The organism is Iodobacter sp. CM08, assembly GCF_033446605.1.
Classification (GTDB): Bacteria; Pseudomonadota; Gammaproteobacteria; order Burkholderiales; family Chitinibacteraceae; genus Iodobacter.
This window is the reverse complement of the sequence record NZ_JAWQUO010000017.1, coordinates 1-19788: the sequence shown is the minus strand read 5'-3', so window position 1 is coordinate 19788 and position 19788 is coordinate 1. Positions and strand designations below refer to the sequence as shown.

The following is a 19788-nucleotide window of genomic DNA, read 5'->3' as shown; positions in this document are numbered from 1 at the left end:
AGAAAGATGCAAATTAACATTAAGCACACCTGGAATCAATAAATTATTGATTCCACGATTTATTTCCAACACTTTTGCATATTTATATCGATCCAAATTAAGATACCAAAAGCATATTTACACTAGGGTTACCCTGTTTTGGACAAGCGTTTGCCTCTATTTGATTCAATTTGGCGTTAATTGCCACCTTTTTCGGCGCTTAGGCCGAAGTGAGGTGCTCATTGCTCATCTTTCTGCCACAGCATCGATCTTAGCCACTAAGCCAGCAGCTACGTAACGTTTGAAACGCGTCATGTCATAAGTCGGGGCAGATTTCCAAGCCGTGATTTTCAAGAATAACTGGCATTACATGCCTAGCCTCTACTTTGAAGTGAGCTTAAAAATGAGGGGATTACCCATCACTTCGCCGCGTTTAATCCATTCTTGAAAAAGCAGCCAAGCATCCACGCCAAAACTTGAAATGCCACCGATAGCCTATCCAGCGATGCCAGCGAAAGAAGCTTGCAGCCAAACTCATATTGTTAACCTTAATTAAGAATCATTTTTATGGGCGCTATTTCTAATGCCATCGTTTGTGGGCGAACACAGTTATTTGAATGAAGCGGATTTGAGAGGCCAAGCTGATCAAGTTGTTACAATCAAAGAAGGCGGTTTGCTGCTGTTTAAATGCTTACGTGAATATTGGCTGAAATATAGCTGTATTGAAATGTCTGGCTTACGTAAGATTACACAAGGGATGGCCCAGTGCAGATCACGCTATCCACATCGGGGCTGTGTTTTGTTCTCAATATGCAATTGAGCTTAGGAACGCCAGAATGTCACAGAAAAATCCATCGCCAGCGGGCGGCTGGGGCGCACTTAAAGCGACGCTTGCCACCATCGAGCCAAATCATGCGGGCAAATCCGTGATTGCACTGGCTAACGCCAATCAGCCCGATGGCTTTGATTGCCCTGGCTGTGCCTGGCCGGACAAGCCTAATACCCGTGTGCAATTCTGTGAGAACGGTGCCAAGGCGATTGGTCACGAGATTACATCTAAGCGGGTTGAGGCTGATTTTTTTGCAGAGCATACCGTCAGCGATTTGCAGCTATGGGATGATTATTCGCTGGAGCAGCAGGGCAGGCTAACCGCGCCGATGCGCTTTGATGCAACAAGCGACCGCTATTTGCCGATTAGCTGGGATGATGCATTTCAGCTGATTGCAAGGCATTTGAAAGAGATCAAGCCAGACGAAGCACATTTTTATACTTCGGGCCGGACTGGCAATGAAACGGCATTTCTATATCAGTTATTTGTGCGTCTTTATGGCACGAATAATATGCCCGATTGCTCAAATATGTGCCACGAGCCCAGCGGCTTGGCGCTGAACGCCAGCATTGGCGTGGGCAAGGGCACGGTGACGCTGGAAGACTTTGATCACGCCGAGGCGATTTTTATTTTTGGGCAAAACCCCGGCACAAATCATCCGCGCATGCTGGGCACTTTGCATGAAGCGGCGCAGCGGGGCTGCCAGATTGTGGTGATTAACCCGCTGAAAGAGCGTGGTTTGGTCTTGTTTCAGGACCCGCAAAATCCGCTGCAGATGTTGAGTAATTCGGCCTCGCCGATTGCTTCGCTGTATGTGCAGCCGCAGCTGGGCGGCGATCTGGCGATTGCAAAAGCACTGCTTAAATCGGTGCTGGAGGCAGGCGCTGCGGATCAAGCTTTTATTGCTGAGCATACCGATGGTTTTGCCGAGCTGGTGGCCGATATTACCGCCACTTCTTGGGAAGATCTGGTCAGCCATAGCGGCTTAACACTCGCCGAATTAAAGCAACTTGGCGATGTGTATATCCAGAGCAAAGCCACGATTATTACTTGGGGCATGGGCATTACCCAGCATCAGCATGCGGTGGCCACCATCCAAATGCTTTGCAATGTGCTGCTGGTGAAAGGCAATATCGGCAAAGCTGGTGCGGGTGTTTGCCCAGTGCGCGGGCATTCCAATGTGCAGGGCGACCGCACCATGGGGATTAATGAGCGCCCCAGCGCTGCCTTTTTGCAGCAGTTAGGCAAGGCCTGTGGCTTTACGCCACCAGCCCAACAGGGCCGCAATGTGGTGGAAAGCATTGCCGCGATGGAGTCAGGTGCTGGCAAGGTGTTTATCGCCATGGGCGGTAACTTTGCTGCTGCCACGCCGGATACTGAACGCACGCATGCTGCATTACGTAAGCAAAACCTAACGGTGCATATCACCACCACGCTTAATCGTTCTCACCTTGTGCCGGGGCTGGATGCGCTGATTTTGCCCTGTCTTGGCCGCACAGAAATCGATCTGCAAAATGAGCAGCCGCAAAGCATTTCTGTTGAAGATTCGATGAGTATGGTGCACCTGACGCACGGCATTAAAACGCCTGCGTCCCCGCATTTATTGTCCGAGCCAGAAATAGTGGCACGCATGGCGGCCGCCACGCTGAGCAATAGCCCCGTAGATTTTATAGCCTTGATTCAGGATTACGATTTGATCCGCGACTTAATCTCTGTCGCAATTCCAGGCTTTACCGAGTTTAATCAGCGCGTGCGCGTGCCTGGTGGTTTTTATCTGGGCAATACGGCAAGAGAGCGGCGTTGGGTGGTGGGCAAGGCGCGTTTTAAAGTCCATGCCTTGCAAGCATCTATTCGTGATCAGCTGCAAGGCTTAACCACGCAACCGCTGCTGACACTCACCACGATCCGCAGCCACGATCAGTACAACACCACGGTTTACCGCAGAAATGATCGCTATCGCGGTATTCAAAATGAGCGAAAAGTATTGTTTATCAATGCAGAGGATATGGCCGAGCAGGGTTTGCAAGCCGATCAATATGTAAATATCGTTTCGGTGTGGTTTGATCGCGAGCGGCAAGTGAATGATTTCCGCCTGCAGCCTTTTGATATTCCACGGGGCTGTATGGCCGCTTATTTTCCAGAAACCAATCCGCTAGTGCCCTTGGATTACTACGCTGTTGGCGCGATGACACCCGCCAGCAAAGCCTTAGTGGTGTATCTGCAAGCATGAGCAAGGGTATTCAAACCGTAACAGCGCATTTTTATGTCGATGATGCCTTACAAGAGCTGGAGCAGCAGGTGGCAGAAGAAGTGCCGCTGCTCCTGGTCTACAACGGCGTGGCCTATCTGGTGATGCTGTGTAGCCCGCTTCATCTGGAACAACTGGCGATTGGCTTTAGCCTAAGCGAGGGCATTGTTGCTGCCTATTACCAAATACTGGCCGTAGAAATCAGAGCCAGCCACGATGGTTATGAAGCGCATTTGCAAATCCCCAATGAATTTGCCGCCAAGCTGCGCAGCCGTCGCCGCAATTTGCAAAGCCGTACCGCTTGTGGCTTGTGCGGCAGTGAGCAGCTGGCCGAGGTGATGCGTGCGCCGCAGCCATTTGCGTCAGGTTTTCAAATTGAGTCGCAGGCTATTTTGGCAGGCATGCGAGCTTTAAGTGAGCTGCAAACCATGAATCAGCAAACAGGCGGCGTACATGCTGCAGGCTGGTGGACGGCGGGGCAGTTAACAGTTTTTGAAGACTTGGGCCGCCATAATGCCTTAGATAAATTGATCGGCCATTTGGCCAGCCAGCGGCAAAGGCCGGATGGCGTATTGCTGATGACTTCGCGCCTTTCTTACGATCTGATCCAAAAAGCCGCCCGTGCCCAAATGCCCATCATCGCCGCGATATCGGCCCCCAGCCATCTGGCTATTGAACAGGCCAGGCTGGCTAATATCACCCTACTAGGCTTTGTGCGCGAGCAGCGTTTTACGGTTTATACGCATCCGGAAAGAGTGTTGACTTGAGCTCTGTAAGTTAATTCAGCCAGGTATTTGCTCTGTTTTTTATGGCGAAACCCCATGATGATGCTTGCCAGCCCTAAGCCCATCAGAAAAGCAAAAAACGATTAACATAGGCTTAAACAAAGCAATGTAGCATCTCGCTGACAGATATATACAAGCAAAGTGCAAGCTATGCCTTGAACGTATTATTATGCTAACAGTAAGTATCAATACAGCAGAAACTATCACTGTATTTACTTGTCATTCAACGTATAACGCAATCCATACCTTCTTTTTATTTCAGCGACTGCAGCAAAGGAGCCCTCCATGAGCACTACAAAGGAACAATCCGTTAAGCGACTTTTTGAACTCATTAACCTTGATGACCTTGCCGCTGTAGAAGCTCAATGGGCCGCCTTTGAGGAAGAAGTCGCTAACTTAGACGATAGTGAAGATGATGAGGAAACCGAAGTCATCTGGATTATCAAAGATGTGATCGATTGGGAATCTGGTTTCTTTGTCGATTGGAAAGACACCGAGTCATTTATTGCCAGCATAGACGCACTGGCAGAGCGGGTAGAGATCAGCATTGATTGGGGCGTTGAAGACACCGACGATGATGATTTTCTAGACAACACCAGCGTGCCAGATCTGATGGAAGCCGCTTACGGGCAGCTTAGATCGCAAGGCTATACACTTTGGAACTGGGCCACCGAAGGCGATTGCTACGGCGGTTGGCTAGCCAAAAGCACGGATGACGAAGAAATGCTTAGCCTTTCAGAAGAGCTCGGTGTGGAATTCAGAACCGGCGATATGCCGTTTTAGATTTAAACATGCTGAGTTGATTGGATGTGCGCGTGGGCAAGATAAAGCTTTTGCCCACCCCACAAAACCGGTATTACGCCGCTAGCAGTCTGTCGGACTTTGGCGACCGTAGCGAAAGAATGACCGGTTCGAGACAGCAACACGCATTTTTGAGGCAAATAGCTAGCGTGTAACGAAAAAATGCGTGGAATATGGCCGAATCCGGCGTTTTTGCAGTAGGTCAGTCCTAAGTCCGACAGGCCGCTAGCAAAGCGCCAGCCAGTGCAAAGCCTGAGCGGTAAGCGCCCTCCACTTTGCCCCCAGCCAGCCAATCCCCAGCTAGCGCTAAGCCATCTGCACTCACTGCATACGGCATTGTGCCTTCTGCCAAGGCTCCACTTGCAAAGCGCCAGCGGTGGGCGCTCATTTTTAGCAGCTTAAACACCGGTAAATGCTCGAGCGGCATATCGTGGAACACATCGCCAAAAGCACGGGTCAACATGGCACAGGCTTTATCTGGCGTTAAATCAAGGTGCTCGCGCGACCATGCTGGTGAAGCATGCGCTACCCAGTTTTCTTCACTGCCACGGCCTGGCTTGCTGGTATTTTTGGCCAGCCAAGTAAACGGCCCCTGATTAATAAACAAGCCATCAAAAGGCAAATCTATAGCTCTAGCAGAATGAATCAGCAGCGCCCAGCATGGCTCCATCTGGCACGATGCCGCCAAGGTAGTGAGTGCGTGCTCTGCAGGTAGTAAGCTGCTAAGTTGCTCTGGCGGCGTGGTCAGCACCACCTGCTTAGCCTGCCAGCTTTGATCCCCAGCCTTCAGTTGCCACAGGCCATCCTGCTGTGCCAGTGATTCAGCTTTTACATCAAACAATATATCCAGCCCATCAGCCAGAGCATGTAACGGCGAATTCATCGCAGGCACACCTACCCAGCGCTGCATCTTGCTAGGCTTGGTGAAACGTTGGCCATCCCAAGCCTGAATCTTAGCGTCCCACTCCGCAACACAGCCTACCTGCTGCCAAGCCGCTACTTGCGCCGCAAAATCAGCATCACTGGCGGTAAAGTACTGAGCACCATGATCCCAAGCGCCTTTTTCTGTGCGCCTGCAAGCCATACGACCACCAAGGCCGCGGGCTTTTTCGAGCAGTAATACTTTTTTGCCTTCGTTGTGCAAACGTCGTGCACAGCTTAAGCCCGCCATGCCAGCACCAAGAATAAGGACGTCGTAATGGGAAGACATGAATTCTCTCTTAAATTAAATGATTTACTGATCAGGCGAATCTTAACAGCCTGCACCTAAAAAACCGCGCCAACCACAATAAACATAGCTTAAGCCTATGTACATTTAAGCCACAAACCAGCGTAATTACTGGCTTCTCAGCTTACTGTTTCCCAGATAAACTCTTGCACTTAAAGCAAAAATATCACTTAGCCATTTCGAGATCACACACATGACGCTGTTTAAATTATTGGGCGATTTTGTCCGCCGCCACTGGCGTGCCTATATTTTGGCGGCGTTAATGCTGTTTGCCGTGGCGGTGCTCACGGTATGGATTCCGCGCAAGGTGGGGTTTCTCATCGATGGCCTAGTCAGTAAATCGATGAGCAATAACGCCATGCTATGGCAACTGGCTGAACTGCTGCTGATGGGCCTCGCCATTTATTTCCTGCGCGTTGGCTGGCGCTTGCAATTATTTACTGCGGCCTACCAACTAGGTATTGAGCTGCGGGTGCAGCTTTACCAAAAATTAGCGGCTCAAGGCCCAGCGTTTTATCACCGCCAGCGCACTGGCGATTTAATGGCGCGTGGCACTAATGATATCGACGCAGTAGAAATGGCCGCAGGCGAGGCCATGCTGGCCGGTTTTGATGGCTCGATGACGCTGATCCTGGTGCTAGCCATGATGACTCTGGGCATAGACTGGCGCTTGGCCGCCGTAGCGTTACTGCCTTTCCCGCTAATGGCCTTTGGTTTCTGGCGGCTATCCCGCCAGGTGCATCAGGCATCAACCGATTCCCTGCAACGTTTTTCGGCACTGAACGATCATGTACAAGAAACACTGGCAGGGATAAGAACACTGCGCGCGCTGGGCTTAGAAGGGCGCAATAGCAAGGTGCTGTCTGATTTAGCCGCCAACGCAGCCAAAGCCAGCTTAGATGCGCAGCGCTGGGAAGCGGCCTTTGAGCCGGTAGTCGGCATGACACTAACCGCCGCCAGCGTATTCACGCTGTCTTTAGGCGGCTATCTGGTTTGGCATAGCGAGCTCACCATTGGTGAGCTAACCAGCTTTAGTATGTATTTAGGCCAACTGATCTGGCCAATGTTTGCCGCAGGTTGGGTGCTTTCCCTCTTAGAGCGCGGTAAGGCGGCATGGGAGCGGCTTGATCCGCTGTTAAGCCAGCCACTGACCGTAGACGATCATGGCAACGTTACAGCGCCCCCCAGTGGTTTGCTCCATTTTGATGCCATTGAGTTTACTTATCCAGAACAAAACAGCGCAGCGCTAGCAGGTATTTCTCTCACCCTTGCCGCAGGGCAAACACTGGCACTGGTTGGGCCAACTGGCGCGGGCAAATCTACCCTGCTGCGTATGCTGCTGCGCCAGTACCACCCACAAAGCGGTGCGGTCCGCTGGAACGGCATTAATGTTGAAGACTATAAGCTGCAGCAATTACGCAGCAGTATGAGCTGGGTGCCGCAGGAGTCGTTTTTATTCTCGGCATCCGTGGCAGAAAACATTGCCCTGATTAAGCCAGACGCCACGCAGGCAGAGATCGAACACGTAGCCAAGCTAGCGGCGGTGCACGACGATATTCTGCGCTTGCCGGATGGCTATGCCACCCCTGTCGGTGAAAAAGGCGTGTCGCTTTCTGGCGGCCAGCGCCAGCGCGTCGCCATCGCCCGCGCCCTGCTATCTGACGCGCCGCTGCTGCTACTTGACGATGCATTATCGGCGGTGGATACCCAGACTGAAACGCAAATTCTGGATCATCTGAATGACGCGAAGGCTGGGCGTAGCATGATCATCGTCAGCCACCGCCTCTCCGCCGTAGTCAACGCCAACCATATTGCGGTACTGAAACACGGCAAGGTAGTAGAAAGCGGCAGCCATCAGGAATTAGTCGAAAAAGACGGCTGGTACGCCAGCCAATGGCGCTATCAACAACTGGAAGCAAGCTTGGAAGAGTAATTGAATAAACCCAAACCTTAAACCACGGAGTAAAGGAGAACACGGAGGGCCACGGAGGAAAAACATTCGATAAAAGGTTTTCTCCGTGAAACTCCGTGTTCTCAGTGTCCTCTGTGTTTCAAGATTTGGGTTTTTAAGCCTTACACTAAATTTGCCCCCAAAGATTTGATATTGGCATTAACCAAAAAGGTTTATTGAATGTCCGAACGTAAACAGGCCATTTCGCTTCTTAACCAAGCTGCCCTGCCGGAGCGACGCCATTTGTGGTTGGGGTTGTTTTTTTTGATCTGTGCTGCGCTCTTAGAAGCCGCAGGGCCGCTGCTTGGTAAGGCATTTATCGACCAGCACTTATTGCCCAAGGTTTTAAACTGGCCGCAGATTTTTATGTTGCTAGGTGGCGGCTTGGCCTGCGGCTGGGCGGCATCTATCTTGCGCTACTGGCAGTTGCTGCGCCTTGCCGGTGTGGCGATGCGCTCGGTCAAACGCTTACGTGAACAGGTTTACAGCCATGTTTTAGCCCTGCCGATGGCGTTTTTTGATAAAGCCATCACCGGCCAACTGGTTAGCCGCGTGACCAACGATACCGAATCCGTAAAAGCACTCTATGTGCAGGTGCTGTTTGTGATGCTAGACAGCCTGATTGTGGTGCTCGGCACCTTGGCGGCTATGGCGTGGCTAAACTGGCGCTTAATGCTGATCGTGCTGATCCTGATTCCTGCCGTGGTTCTAATTGTGTGGCTGTATCAGCGCTGGAGTGCGCCTTCGGTCACTAGGGCGCGCCAATTACGCAGCGATATCAATGCGCAAATGGCCGAATCCATCGCTGGAATGAGCGTGGTGCAAGCAACGAACTCTGAGCAACGCTTTAGCGCACGCTTTGAAAAAACCAACCACAGCCTCTACGCCGCCCGCATGGCTGAGCTGCGCGCCAACGCTTGGCTGCTGCGCCCTGCGCTAGATTTCTTAAACGTGGCTCTGCTTGTCACCGTTATCTGGATGTTTGGCCGGCAAAGCTTTAGCGGCCTAGAAATTGGTGTGCTGTATGCCTTTGTGAGCTATATCGCCCGCGTGGTGGAGCCGCTGATTCAGATCACCATGCAATTTAGCCAGATTCAACAAGCCGTGGTGTCTGCCGCCCGCGTGAATGTGCTGCTAAGTGAAAAACCAGCCAGCAACGGGGAAGGTGCAGGCTCAGTTCGCCTAGGTGCGGTGCAGTTTAAAGACGTGGCCTTTGGCTATGACGCCAAGCACCCAGTGCTGCACGACCTATCGCTGAATATTCCAGCCGGCGCGTTCTACGGCATTGTGGGCCACACGGGCAGCGGTAAATCCACCCTGCTCTCTTTGCTGCTGCGCTTTTATACGCCGCAGGCTGGCAAAATTGAAATCGATGGTTTCCCGCTATTAGAAATTGGCGACGCAGCGTTTAGGGCTGGTGTGGGCTTAGTGCCGCAAGACCCTTTCCTGCTGGCCGCCAGCGCCCGCGACAATATCGATATGGGCCGCAACCTCAGCTTTGAAGAAATCCAAACCGCGGCCATCGCAGCCAATGTTCACGAGCTGATTTTAAGCCTAGAAAACGGTTACGACACCGATATGGGCGAGAGCGGCACGCGGCTATCTACCGGCCAAAAGCAGCTCATCGCCATCGCCCGTGCATTGGCAGGCAAGCCACGTATCCTACTGCTAGACGAAGCGACATCGCATATCGACAGCGAAACCGAGCAAATCGTCCAGCAGGCACTGACCCGCCTGCACGGCAAAGTCACTATGATCTCGATCGCCCACCGCCTCTCCACCATCCGCGACGCCGACCAGATCATCGTACTGAACCACGGCCGCATCGCAGAAAAAGGCCATCACGACGAGCTCATGCTGATCGATCGCGGCATCTATCAGCGGCTGTATCTATTGCAGCAGCTGGATGGCGGGGCTTAAACCCATCCCATCAAAACCCAAATCTTGAACTACAGAGAACACAAATTTTATGTAGGGTGGGCACAGCGTTTTATCGTGCCCACGCGGATATTTCATACTTGATGCGTGGGCACAAAAACGTGCCCACGCGAGCCAACAACGATCGTTGTTGGGCACACCCACCCTAAATTTTCTGAGAGGAATCCACATGTTCTCCCCCTCTGCCTTTGCCGTAAACGATGCTAGCAGCTTGCATGGTTTTATCCGTGACTACGGTTTTGCCACGCTGATTAGCCAAGTCAATGGCAAGGCTTTTGCCTCCCACCTACCATTAACGCTGGTTGATGAGGGCACGCTAGTCGGCCACATTGCACGGGCTAATCCACACTGGCAGGCATGGCAAAATGATTCGCAGGTGTTGGTGATTTTTCAGGGGCCACATGCTTATATTTCACACCGCTACTATCCCAGCGGCCCGCAAGTGCCCACTTGGAATTACACTGCAGTGCATGTGCAAGGCTGTATTCAGATTACGGATAGCCCCAGCTTGGCACTGGCCAGCCTGATCGCCCAGTACGAGGGCGAGCCCTATGCTAGCCCCGATATCATGCCCGCCGAATTTATTCAGCGCTTACAAGCTGCGATTATTGGTTTTGAAATACAGATCGAATCGCTGGAAGGACAATTCAAACTCTCGCAAAATAAACCCACACAGGTGCAAGATAGCGTGATCCAAGCACTGGCCAGCGGCAGCCTATCCGACCAAGAATTAGCCCGCTTTATGCAAAAATACTCTTGCTCATCCCTTCTGGACAAAGCCAAAGCTTGAACCACGGAACTAAGGAGGGGGCGGAGAAAAACAATCAATGCTAATAGTTAAATAATGCTGCCTGCTCAGATTTTCTCCGTGTAACTCCGTGCTCTCGGTGTCCTCCGTGGTTCAAGGTTTGGGTTTTGATACCCAACCATCCAACCAAGCTTTATGCAAAGCCATCAATAATCGGGCAAAATAGCGGCTTATTGCCATAAAAGCCTTGAGGATTTGCAATGACCGGCCTTACCACAACCAACCTGACCAGCCTGACTAAGATTTACTCGGGCAAAGTGCGCGATTTGTATGCGATTGATGATGCACGCATGCTGATGATCGCTACCGACCGGCTTTCCGCTTTTGACGTGATTCTGGCCGAGCCAATTCCAGAAAAAGGCAAAATCCTCACCGCTATTTCTAACTTTTGGTTTGATAAACTAAAAGACGTAGTACCTAGCCATTTCACCGGCGAGCGTGCAGAAGACGTGGTCAGCGCAGCAGATCTGCCCCAAGTTGAAGGCCGTGCCGTGGTGGTAAAACGCCTGAAACCCGTTGCGGTTGAAGCAATTGTTCGTGGCTATATCGCAGGATCGGGCTGGAAAGAATATCAGCAGCACGGCACCATTTGCGGCATGGCTTTACCCGCTGGCCTACGCGAAGCCGATCAATTACCTGAGCCTATTTTCACGCCATCAACCAAGGCAGAATTGGGTGATCACGATGAAAACATTAGCTACGCGCGTTGCGAAGAAGTAATCGGCGTAGAGCTTGCCGCCAAGGTGCGCGATACCGCCATTGCCCTGTATAAAGCCGCCAGCGTATACGCTGCAACGCGCGGCATTATCATCGCCGATACCAAGTTTGAATTTGGTCTAGATACCGATGGCACGCTGTGCCTGATGGACGAGGCACTAACGCCAGATTCCAGCCGCTTCTGGCCTGCTGATCAATACGTGCCGGGCAGCAACCCACCTAGCTACGATAAGCAATTTGTACGTGATTGGCTGGAAACCACCGGCTGGGATAAAACCCCGCCAGCCCCTGCCCTGCCTTTAGAAGTAGCGGAAAAAACCGCAGCTAAATATCGCGAAGCACTGGATAAGCTGACTAAATAAGCCGTATTAGCCGCCCTAGCTATGCTGGGGCGGCTCCTCCACGCCATACTCTTGGCATAAAGCTAAATTCTGCCTAAAATTTAAGCGATTCACTACGCCAAACATGCCTTGCAATAGTAAGACGGTATAAAGCCTGCGCGGCTGCTAAACTTAGGCATTCCCGTGTCTAGTGTTAAGCCAATATGCTTAAATTCTTACAAAAATTATTTGCTAAGCCCACTCCAGCTCCCGCCCCTCCAAGTAAACCCATTCAAGCAACGCCAGCCATTGCGCTGCAACTACAGCATGTCAATATTATTGATGGCAGCAGCAGAATTGTTGGCAGCCTGCTACGCAGACGGCAGCAAAATAAAGAAAGCATTGCCCAAATTTTAGCCGAAGAGGCTGCATTAATTTGCCATACGGTACGCCTAGGGACGGTCATGGGGAAAAAACGTCTACGACTATTGGAAATTTCTGCGGGTAGCCTGCTTCAGCCTGAGCTCACTCAATTTGCTACACAAAACGGCATGCTGCTGCTCAATACCAATACCGCGCTACCAGAGGGCGGCTTAATTACCTTACAAAAGCTACAAAAAGCAGGCCTAGGAGTAGCCCTGCAGCTTCCTGCCACTTGGTCTTCCGAAATCATCGCCCAAGCGCAATGGCTCGCTTTTTCTGTAAATGGCAAACTTGCCCCTGACATAGAAAGGCTGGTGCGCCGTATCAAGGCACAGGGCCCAAACAAGCCTGTGTTGATGCTTGATCTAGCATGGCATGATGAGTTTCAACTCTGCCAACAACTAGAAATCAGCTATGCCGCAGGGCGCTTATTTCATCAAAACACCTGGCAAGAAGGGCCAATTGAGGCAGGGTTTTTACGTGTGATGGATTTACTTAATCTACTACGCCAAGATGCCAGCAATAGTGATATTGCCCTTTCACTTAAAACTGATCCACTGCTCTCTTTCCGAGTATTGGCGCAAGCCAATTCTGCCGCCGAAGCTAGAAATAAAAAAATTGATACGCTAGATCAAGCTTTAGTAGCACTAGGCCGGGAGCGGCTTTATCGCTGGTTATCTTTATTGCTGTTTTCTTTACCTGGCCAAGAAAAACCCAATCCTTCTCTCTTAGAACACGCCCTATTACGTGCCGAGCTCACTGAGCGCTTAGGTAGCCAGCGCTGGCCACAGGAAAAAGATCATTTATATCTACTCGGCCTATTTTCAGTGCTAGAGCAATTAATACACCGGCCCTTATCCCAAATTGTTGGGCTACTCAAGCTACCAGAGGCCATTTGTGCAGCCCTACTCAAAGGCACAGGCCCCTACGCCCCTTTTCTCAACTTAGCCATCGCCAGCGAATCAGCACAGTGCCCAGATGGAAAACTCTTGGTTGAGTGCGGTATCAACGCCAATCACTACTTCACCCTTTACTATGAAGCCCTGCTTAGCGTTGAGGCAGCTTGTGAAGAACACCAGTAACTGATGTTACGCAGCAAGATCAAAAAATACGCAGTCCACTAAAAACACAAAAAGCACGAACAGATACCGCATGACCATTACTTTCTGATTGATTTAGATCATTGTATTTAAGATCAAGTGCTTATTAAGCAACTCATCTACGCATTATGATAAAAAAGTAGAGGGAGATTACCCCTATTTGATCCGTTTTTTTTCGTGTATTTAGTGTTTTTCGTGGATAAATAGTTTTTGTGCGCAATATCAGTCAGTAACTAAAACAATCGCTCAGCAAACAATGCGGGTTCAAATACCTTGCGCCACTCTGGCTGGTGCGCTGGAACAAGCTTATCAGGCGCACGGCTGCATAGGCTAGATAAGGCCCCCCAGAACGGGTCATCCCCAGACACCAGCTGAGCCAGCTCCCCTGGTAAGCAAAACATCGGTTTCTCCGCTAGATTACTCGCCATACTGGCTGCCAGCTCTGGCGTGCTGGCCTTGATAAACAGCGGCACTTCGGCGCGTTTACGCCACTGCGCCGGAGTCAGATTGTAGGCAAATCTAAATTTGTCATTGCGCTCACCTTTTTCCCGGAAGAAACCGTCATCAAACACACCCTTGCGGTAAAACACGGCCGTTAATGAGGGTTTGTGATCACCAATCAGAGCAATCACTAGCGGGCGTTTGCGTTTTTTTGCCTGCGCTTCCAGCTGTTTTACAAATTTCTCCAGATGCGTCACTGCCGCATCCAAGCGCTGATTGTAATCTCCAAGGCCGCCGTCAAAATCTCTGTCGGTGTAATTACCGTGTGTCATCACCGTCACCAGCGACAACATAGTTTTGCCTTTGGCGGGGCCTTCCGCGTAAGCCTTCAGTGCAGCACCGTACAAAAGACCATCGTCCGGCCAGGTTCTGGTTTTCCATGACATTTCTTCTACAAAGCGCGTCGAATCAAAGCCAAAGCTTGGATAAATATCACGCCGCTTCCAAAAATTACCATGAAAGTTATGCATACCTATCGTTCGGTATCCGGCATCTTTGTATCGGGATACCAAGGTTGCCGCGTTGCTGCGATAGCTGCTGGCGTAATTTTGATAATCAATTCCTGGCAGAACTGCCGAGGATAAACCGGTCAGCATTTCAAACTCGGCCTCGGCAGTACCACCGCCATACACGGGGCTGAGCATCATACTGGCGCTAAAGCCCTTTTCTTTTAAGCGGGCGATTGGGGTAGTAAAACGCTCGTCATTCAGGCTGGTAAAACAAGCCTCACACAAAATTAACGCCACATCAGGCTCTATTACTTCCTGTGTTTTAAGCGCGCCCAGCTGATAAAAAGTGTGTGGCCCTGCGGCAGGTAGCTTAACGCTTTCAGCGGTTTGGTAAAGATGGACTAAAAGCCCATTCTGGCGGGTATTTTGGATAAAATTATAGGAAAGGTAAGGTGCATTAAAATGATCAACTAGATTGTTTGAGATGGTCTTAGTTAAAATACCGTGATCAAAAATACGTACCAATAACAGTACGGGCAGCAGCAAGGCCAGCACCAAACGCCACCAAGCAAAGCGCGGCCTTTTCCAAATACCAAGGCCAATTGCCAGCATGGCAAGCAGAGCAAAAACAATCATTTCCCAGTTTAAATAGCTAGCCAGTGACGCGCCTTGCGAGACTTCAAATAAATCTCTGGCTAACAGCGGCTCGCCTGTCTGGCCTTCTTTTAACCAGCTAGCGTGACACAGCAAGCCTTCAAAGCTGATGGCGGCCACAGCGGCAGCCCAGCGATTCAAGGGCAGCGCAAGCAACGCAAATAGCAAAGCAGAAAACAAGAGGCGCTGTGGGCTCCAGTTGCTATCCACCAAATAACGCCCGAGCAAAAGCAGGGCAAGCGGCCCAGCAATCAAAACCAACTGGCCGCTGATTTTTTTAAAAGAATTAAGACTCACAGAGTACGACATAGTCATAAATAAACGAGTACACATCATCCAGAAGGGCGGCAAATCTAGCATAAAATCAAGAGATTAGCGTCTTAAAATTGTCATGAAGAACAATATTTACAGTGTATTCCACACTTTATAAGCGCCCGCCTTCCTATTCTGGCAATAAAAACCTACATCATTCATCTGGCATTTATACCAGACACGCTATCCATATAGCCGTTATCCTCGGGCATAAGCGATATACACATAAAGGATAAAGATGTATCAGGGAGAGCGCTTTAATAGCTGGAGCCATCTGATCGGCTCGGCCCTCGCGATCAGTGGGCTGATTCTGCTAATCACCTTTGCAGCCATGACCGGCGACCCGTGGAAAATTGCTAGCGTCACCGTTTATGGCAGTACGCTGGTGCTGCTGTATGTGATCTCCACTCTCTATCACTCGCTGACAGGTAGAGCTAAGGCGGTTTTCCAACGGCTGGATCACTGCGCCATTTATTTGCTCATTGCAGGCAGCTATACGCCATTTGCACTGGTCACCCTGCGCGGCCCTTTAGGCTGGACGCTATTTGGTGTGATTTGGGCACTGGCAATCATCGGCATCGTGCAAGAAAATATTCTAGGCAAACGCACCCGCGCCTTGTCGCTCGTGATTTACGTAGTGATGGGCTGGTTAATTATTTTTGCCATCAAGCCCTTAGCAGCTGCCCTGCCTGCAGCGGGCATGACTTGGCTGGCAGCTGGCGGAGTAGTCTATACGCTAGGAATTGTTTTTTATGTGCTCGACACCCGCATCCCGCACGGGCACGGCATCTGGCATTTATTTGTGCTAGGTGGCAGCTTATGCCAATTTATCAGCATCTTGTTTTATGTAGTGTAGGGTGGGTACACGCCTTATCGTACCCACGCGGGTAGCACAGACGCGTGGGCATAAAAACTTGCCCACCCTATATGACTTCTCTCCGTGGAGCTGCGTGTCCTCTGTGCCCTCTGTGGTTCAAGGTTTAAGTTTTGTCGCTGACGAGCTACTGCAATAAGCTCCACAGCATCTTACTTGCCAGCACAATTAATAATGCTGCAAAGCATTTCTTCAGCACCGGCACTGGCAGGCGGTGTGCTGCTGCAGCACCCACTTTTGCCATGGGGAAACTCGCCAGCACAATGCCCGCCAGTGCGGGTAAGTAAACAAACCCTAGCGCCCCTTGTGGCAAGCCACCTGCAGACCAGCCACTGACGATATAACCCAGCGCACCGGCCAGCGCAATCGGCAAGCCTATCGCTGCCGATGTGCCGATCGCTTCTTTCACCGGCACATTGCAAAGCGTCATAAACGGCACTGACAAAGAACCGCCGCCAATGCCCACCCAGCTGGAAACAAGGCCAATAGTCGTCCCCACCACGCTCATGCCGCCCACGGCAGGTAATGCTCTGGATGGCTTAGGCTTGAAATCTAGCAACATTTGCGCCGCCACCAAATAAGCAAACACCACAAAAAACCACTGCAAGCCTAGCCCAGGCACAAACGCCGCCAGCTGCGCGCCCGCAAAAGTGCCAAATAAGATCCCTGGAGTAATCATCTTCACCACGGGCCAGCGCACCGCTCCACGCCCATGATGTGCTTTCAAGCTGGCAATGCCGGTAAAGACAATCGTCGCCATTGATGTGCCTAGCGCCAAATGCTGATGATGCTCGGGAGGCAGGCCCAGCAAAACAAAAACATACAGCAGCGCAGGCACAATCACGAGGCCACCGCCCACACCCAGCAAGCCCGCTAAGAATCCCGCCACCAGTCCTACGCAGAGATAGGCCAAAATTGCAGTTAGCATGCTAGTTTTTCCAAGATAAATGCGGCATCTTGTGCAGCCACAGGGGTAATCGATAAGCGCGAGCCTTTTTTCAGCAACAGCATTTCAGCCAGCTCCGGGTAGCCTCGTAGCTCGTTCAAACTGAGCAAGCGGGTTTTTTGTATGAAACGCACGTCAACTTGCTGCCAACGTGGGGATTCTTGCGTCGATTTGCTATCAAAATACTCAGAGCGGGTATCAAACTGAGTTGGGTCTGGATAGGCGCAGCTATCAACCTTGGCAAGGCCTGCAATACCCGGCTCTTTGCAGCTGGAGTGATAAAAAAACACTCGATCACCTAGCTGCATCTTATCCCGCATAAAATTACGCGCCTGATAATTACGCACCCCATACCAGCCCACCGTCTGCTCTGGGCAAGCCGCCAGATCATCAATCGACACCTCATCCGGCTCAGATTTCATTAACCAATAATTCATAATTAGCCCCAACTTGTAAGCACTCCCGAGTGGTTTATTGAGCTAAACCCTAACCGTATCCCATACCAACTTAGAAATCAGCGTAACTGACAAAATCAAAAATAACCGCCGTACCCAGACGTTGCCGCCTTTTAATGCCATTTTACTCCCCACTTGCGCTCCAGCGATATTAGCAAGGCCCATAGGAATGGCGTAGCCCCAGATCACCATTTGTGCGGGGATAAAAAACATCAGCGCGGCCAGATTGGTGGCTAGGTTGACCACTTTGGCCGATGCCGAAGCACGTAAAAAATCAAAATGAAACAGCCGTACAAATAAGAAAATCAGAAATGAGCCAGTGCCGGGGCCAAAAAAGCCATCGTAAAACCCAATCACTACGCCAATCAGTAGGCCGATGTATAAATCGCGGCGGGTCAGCTCACGCTCAGCGTCTTCGTGCCCAAAAGAAGGCTTAAGCCAGGTGTAGACCAACATAACTGCCAGCAGGCCAATCACCAACGGGCGCACCCATTCCAGCGGCAAAAGATGTAAGGAGCGCGCCCCCAGATAGGAGCCAACAAAGGCAGCAGCAGCGGTTGGCAATAAGATATTCCACGGCAGCTTAACCCGCCGCGCATAGCGAACGGCGGCAGAAGCCGTACCCATCATTGATGCTAGTTTATTGGTGCCAAACAATGCCGCTGGGATTTCACGCGGCAAAATAGCAAATAGACCAGGAATCATCACCAGCCCACCGCCCCCCACGGCGGCATCAATTAAACCGGCAGTAAAAGCGAGCGGAAGCAGAAGAATTAAATCAGTAAGCATAGAGACTCGCAGATGCAGATAGCGGACTATTATCGTGCAAGCTTTGGATAAGTAACAGAGGCAGATTTCTTTAACATCCACCGTAACAGGCAAAAAAATAGAGCACCGTTGTGCTCTATTTCTTAAGGTCGGCATGCCTTTATACCCACGCGAGTAGCCACTTCACTATTCCAACGTGTAGGCACAACCCCATGCCCACCCTACATTATTATCCTAGTAAAACCCACGTATTTTTCAGCATTGCTGCGGGTTACGCCCGCCCCACATTATTCATGCATGTAAATACAGCCAAGCTTTTAGCCTAACAAAATCCGCAACATACGGCGCAATGGCTCGGCAGCGCCCCAGAGCAGTTGATCACCAATCACAAAGGCACTGATATATTCAGGGCCCATATTCAGCTTACGCACACGGCCTACGCCAATATCCATTTTGCCGGTGATTGCAGCGGGAGTTAGCTCTTTAACCGTAACTGCACGATCATTTGGCACCCATTTAACCCACTGATTGCCAGACTGAATCAGCGCTTCAATTTCGCTTAGCGGCAGGTCTTTATTCAGTTTAATGGTTAAGGCAAGACTATGGCAGCGCATTGCGCCAATCCGCACACAGAGGCCATCAACAGGAATGGCTGCTTCATTACCAAGGATTTTATTCACCTCAGCTTGACCTTTCCATTCTTCCTTAGTCTGGCCGTTATCGAGCTGCGCATCAATCCAAGGGATCAAGCCACCAGCCAATGGCGCGCCAAAGAATTCAGTTGGCACATCGCTGCGAATTGTTTCTGCAACCTTACGATCGATTTCTAAAATCGCCGAAGCAGGCGTTGCCAATTCATCCGCTACCGAGCCATAAACCACGCCCATGCCCTTAATTAGCTCGCGCATATGATTTGCGCCGCCGCCGGATGCCGCTTGGTAAGTCATGGAGCTCACCCAATCCACCAGACCTGCTTTAAACAAGCCGCTCATCCCCATCAGCATGATGGAATTGGTACAGTTGCCGCCGATATAGTTTTTAACGCCTTTTGCCAGCGATGCGCGAATCAGATCGTCATTAACTGGATCTAGCACAATCACTGCGTTGTCTTCCATGCGCAGAGTTGAAGCCGCGTCAATCCAATAACCATCCCAGCCCGCAGCGCGCAGCTTAGGAAAAATATCTGAAGTGTAATCACCGCCTTGGCACGAAATAATCACATCCATCGCAGATAACTCGGCGATGTCATTGGCGTTTTTCAGTGTACCTGCGTCTTTACCAAAGTTCGGAGCGGCAAGGCCTGCTTGCGAAGTGGTAAAAAATACTGGATCAATCACGTCAAAATCTTTTTCTTCCTGCATGCGTTGCATGAGGACAGAACCCACCATGCCGCGCCAGCCAACCAGACCTACTTTTTTCATGGCCATATCCCTAGCGGTAAAATGATCCAGAATACTGAATATTTAGCCCCTTTGCCAGACCTTCTGTTTCTTACCTGTAAATAGATGTTTTCCTCAATTAAACAACAGTATATAATTACACAATACTTTCACGATATTGCAATCATGCTCATAAATCTACCTGATTATGTCTCTTGCTCAATTGAGGCTTGAAATACCCCTCTTGGACAAGGTTTAGCCTGCATCACGGCTTTGAGTAATCGAGGAATCAGAGCGCACAGGTCTGCTCGACGATTGAAACG

At 50.7% G+C, this 19788-nt stretch carries 15 protein-coding genes; 9 read left to right on the top strand and 6 right to left on the bottom strand.

The annotated features are described in order from the left end of the window. Positions 1-815: 815 nt before the first annotated feature. The 3 genes from R6242_RS11365 (at position 816) to R6242_RS11355 (ending at position 4624) form a co-directional block, all read left to right on the top strand. Positions 816-3038 (top strand): FdhF/YdeP family oxidoreductase, encoded by a 2223-nt coding sequence (locus R6242_RS11365; protein ID WP_318426862.1) that lies wholly within the window; start codon positions 816-818, stop codon positions 3036-3038. Continuing rightward, on the top strand, positions 3035-3823 hold the full coding sequence (gene fdhD, locus R6242_RS11360; RefSeq protein ID WP_318426859.1) for a formate dehydrogenase accessory sulfurtransferase FdhD: 789 nt from the start codon (positions 3035-3037) through the stop codon (positions 3821-3823). The genes R6242_RS11365 and fdhD overlap by 4 nt, the downstream gene beginning before the upstream one ends. 303 nt (positions 3824-4126) lie before the next feature. Further along, positions 4127-4624 (top strand): hypothetical protein, encoded by a 498-nt coding sequence (locus R6242_RS11355; RefSeq protein WP_293933587.1) that lies wholly within the window; start codon positions 4127-4129, stop codon positions 4622-4624. A 226-nt stretch (positions 4625-4850) separates the two neighbouring features. Here R6242_RS11355 and R6242_RS11350 read toward each other — a convergent pair whose 3' ends face one another. Beyond that, complete coding sequence (locus R6242_RS11350) at positions 4851-5852, bottom strand: NAD(P)/FAD-dependent oxidoreductase (protein ID WP_318426856.1); 1002 nt, start codon at positions 5850-5852, stop codon at positions 4851-4853. A 211-nt stretch (positions 5853-6063) separates the two neighbouring features. Here R6242_RS11350 and R6242_RS11345 point away from each other — a divergent pair, with 211 nt between their 5' ends. The 5 genes from R6242_RS11345 (at position 6064) to R6242_RS11325 (ending at position 13109) form a co-directional block, all read left to right on the top strand. Then, positions 6064-7803, top strand: coding sequence for an ABC transporter ATP-binding protein (locus tag R6242_RS11345; RefSeq protein ID WP_318426854.1), 1740 nt, complete (start codon positions 6064-6066; stop codon positions 7801-7803). 198 nt (positions 7804-8001) lie between these two features. Beyond that, entirely contained in the window at positions 8002-9741 is a 1740-nt protein-coding gene (locus tag R6242_RS11340) for an ABC transporter ATP-binding protein (protein WP_318426851.1), read from the top strand. Positions 9742-9928: 187 nt separating this feature from the next. Next, on the top strand, positions 9929-10549 hold the full coding sequence (locus R6242_RS11335; RefSeq protein WP_318426849.1) for an FMN-binding negative transcriptional regulator: 621 nt from the start codon (positions 9929-9931) through the stop codon (positions 10547-10549). Positions 10550-10767: 218 nt separating this feature from the next. After that, positions 10768-11646, top strand: a complete 879-nt coding sequence (locus R6242_RS11330) for a phosphoribosylaminoimidazolesuccinocarboxamide synthase (protein WP_318426847.1) — start codon at positions 10768-10770, stop codon at positions 11644-11646. 182 nt (positions 11647-11828) lie between these two features. Then, on the top strand, positions 11829-13109 hold the full coding sequence (locus tag R6242_RS11325; protein ID WP_293933575.1) for an EAL and HDOD domain-containing protein: 1281 nt from the start codon (positions 11829-11831) through the stop codon (positions 13107-13109). Between the two features lie 251 nt (positions 13110-13360). Here R6242_RS11325 and R6242_RS11320 read toward each other — a convergent pair whose 3' ends face one another. Beyond that, the gene (locus tag R6242_RS11320) at positions 13361-15028 is read right to left on the bottom strand and encodes an LTA synthase family protein (RefSeq protein WP_318426843.1); all 1668 of its coding nucleotides are present in this window, start codon (positions 15026-15028) and stop codon (positions 13361-13363) included. A 253-nt stretch (positions 15029-15281) separates the two neighbouring features. Between R6242_RS11320 and trhA the strand changes: the two genes are divergently transcribed. Next, on the top strand, positions 15282-15899 hold the full coding sequence (trhA, locus tag R6242_RS11315) for a PAQR family membrane homeostasis protein TrhA (RefSeq protein WP_318426841.1): 618 nt from the start codon (positions 15282-15284) through the stop codon (positions 15897-15899). A 145-nt stretch (positions 15900-16044) separates the two neighbouring features. On the opposite strand, the gene R6242_RS11310 is transcribed toward trhA, so the two are convergent. From R6242_RS11310 to asd, 4 genes are all read right to left on the bottom strand, one after another. Continuing rightward, a complete protein-coding gene (locus R6242_RS11310) occupies positions 16045-16845 on the bottom strand; it encodes a sulfite exporter TauE/SafE family protein (RefSeq protein ID WP_318426839.1) in 801 nt (266 codons plus the stop codon). Further along, positions 16839-17300, bottom strand: a complete 462-nt coding sequence (locus tag R6242_RS11305; protein ID WP_318426837.1) for an EVE domain-containing protein — start codon at positions 17298-17300, stop codon at positions 16839-16841. The genes R6242_RS11310 and R6242_RS11305 overlap by 7 nt, the downstream gene beginning before the upstream one ends. Positions 17301-17342: 42 nt before the next feature. Next, positions 17343-18107: a sulfite exporter TauE/SafE family protein gene (locus tag R6242_RS11300; protein WP_318426835.1), complete on the bottom strand. Its 765-nt coding sequence runs from the start codon at positions 18105-18107 to the stop codon at positions 17343-17345. Positions 18108-18403: 296 nt separating this feature from the next. Then, a complete protein-coding gene (asd, locus tag R6242_RS11295; RefSeq protein WP_318426833.1) occupies positions 18404-19507 on the bottom strand; it encodes an aspartate-semialdehyde dehydrogenase in 1104 nt (367 codons plus the stop codon). Positions 19508-19788 lie beyond the last annotated feature (281 nt).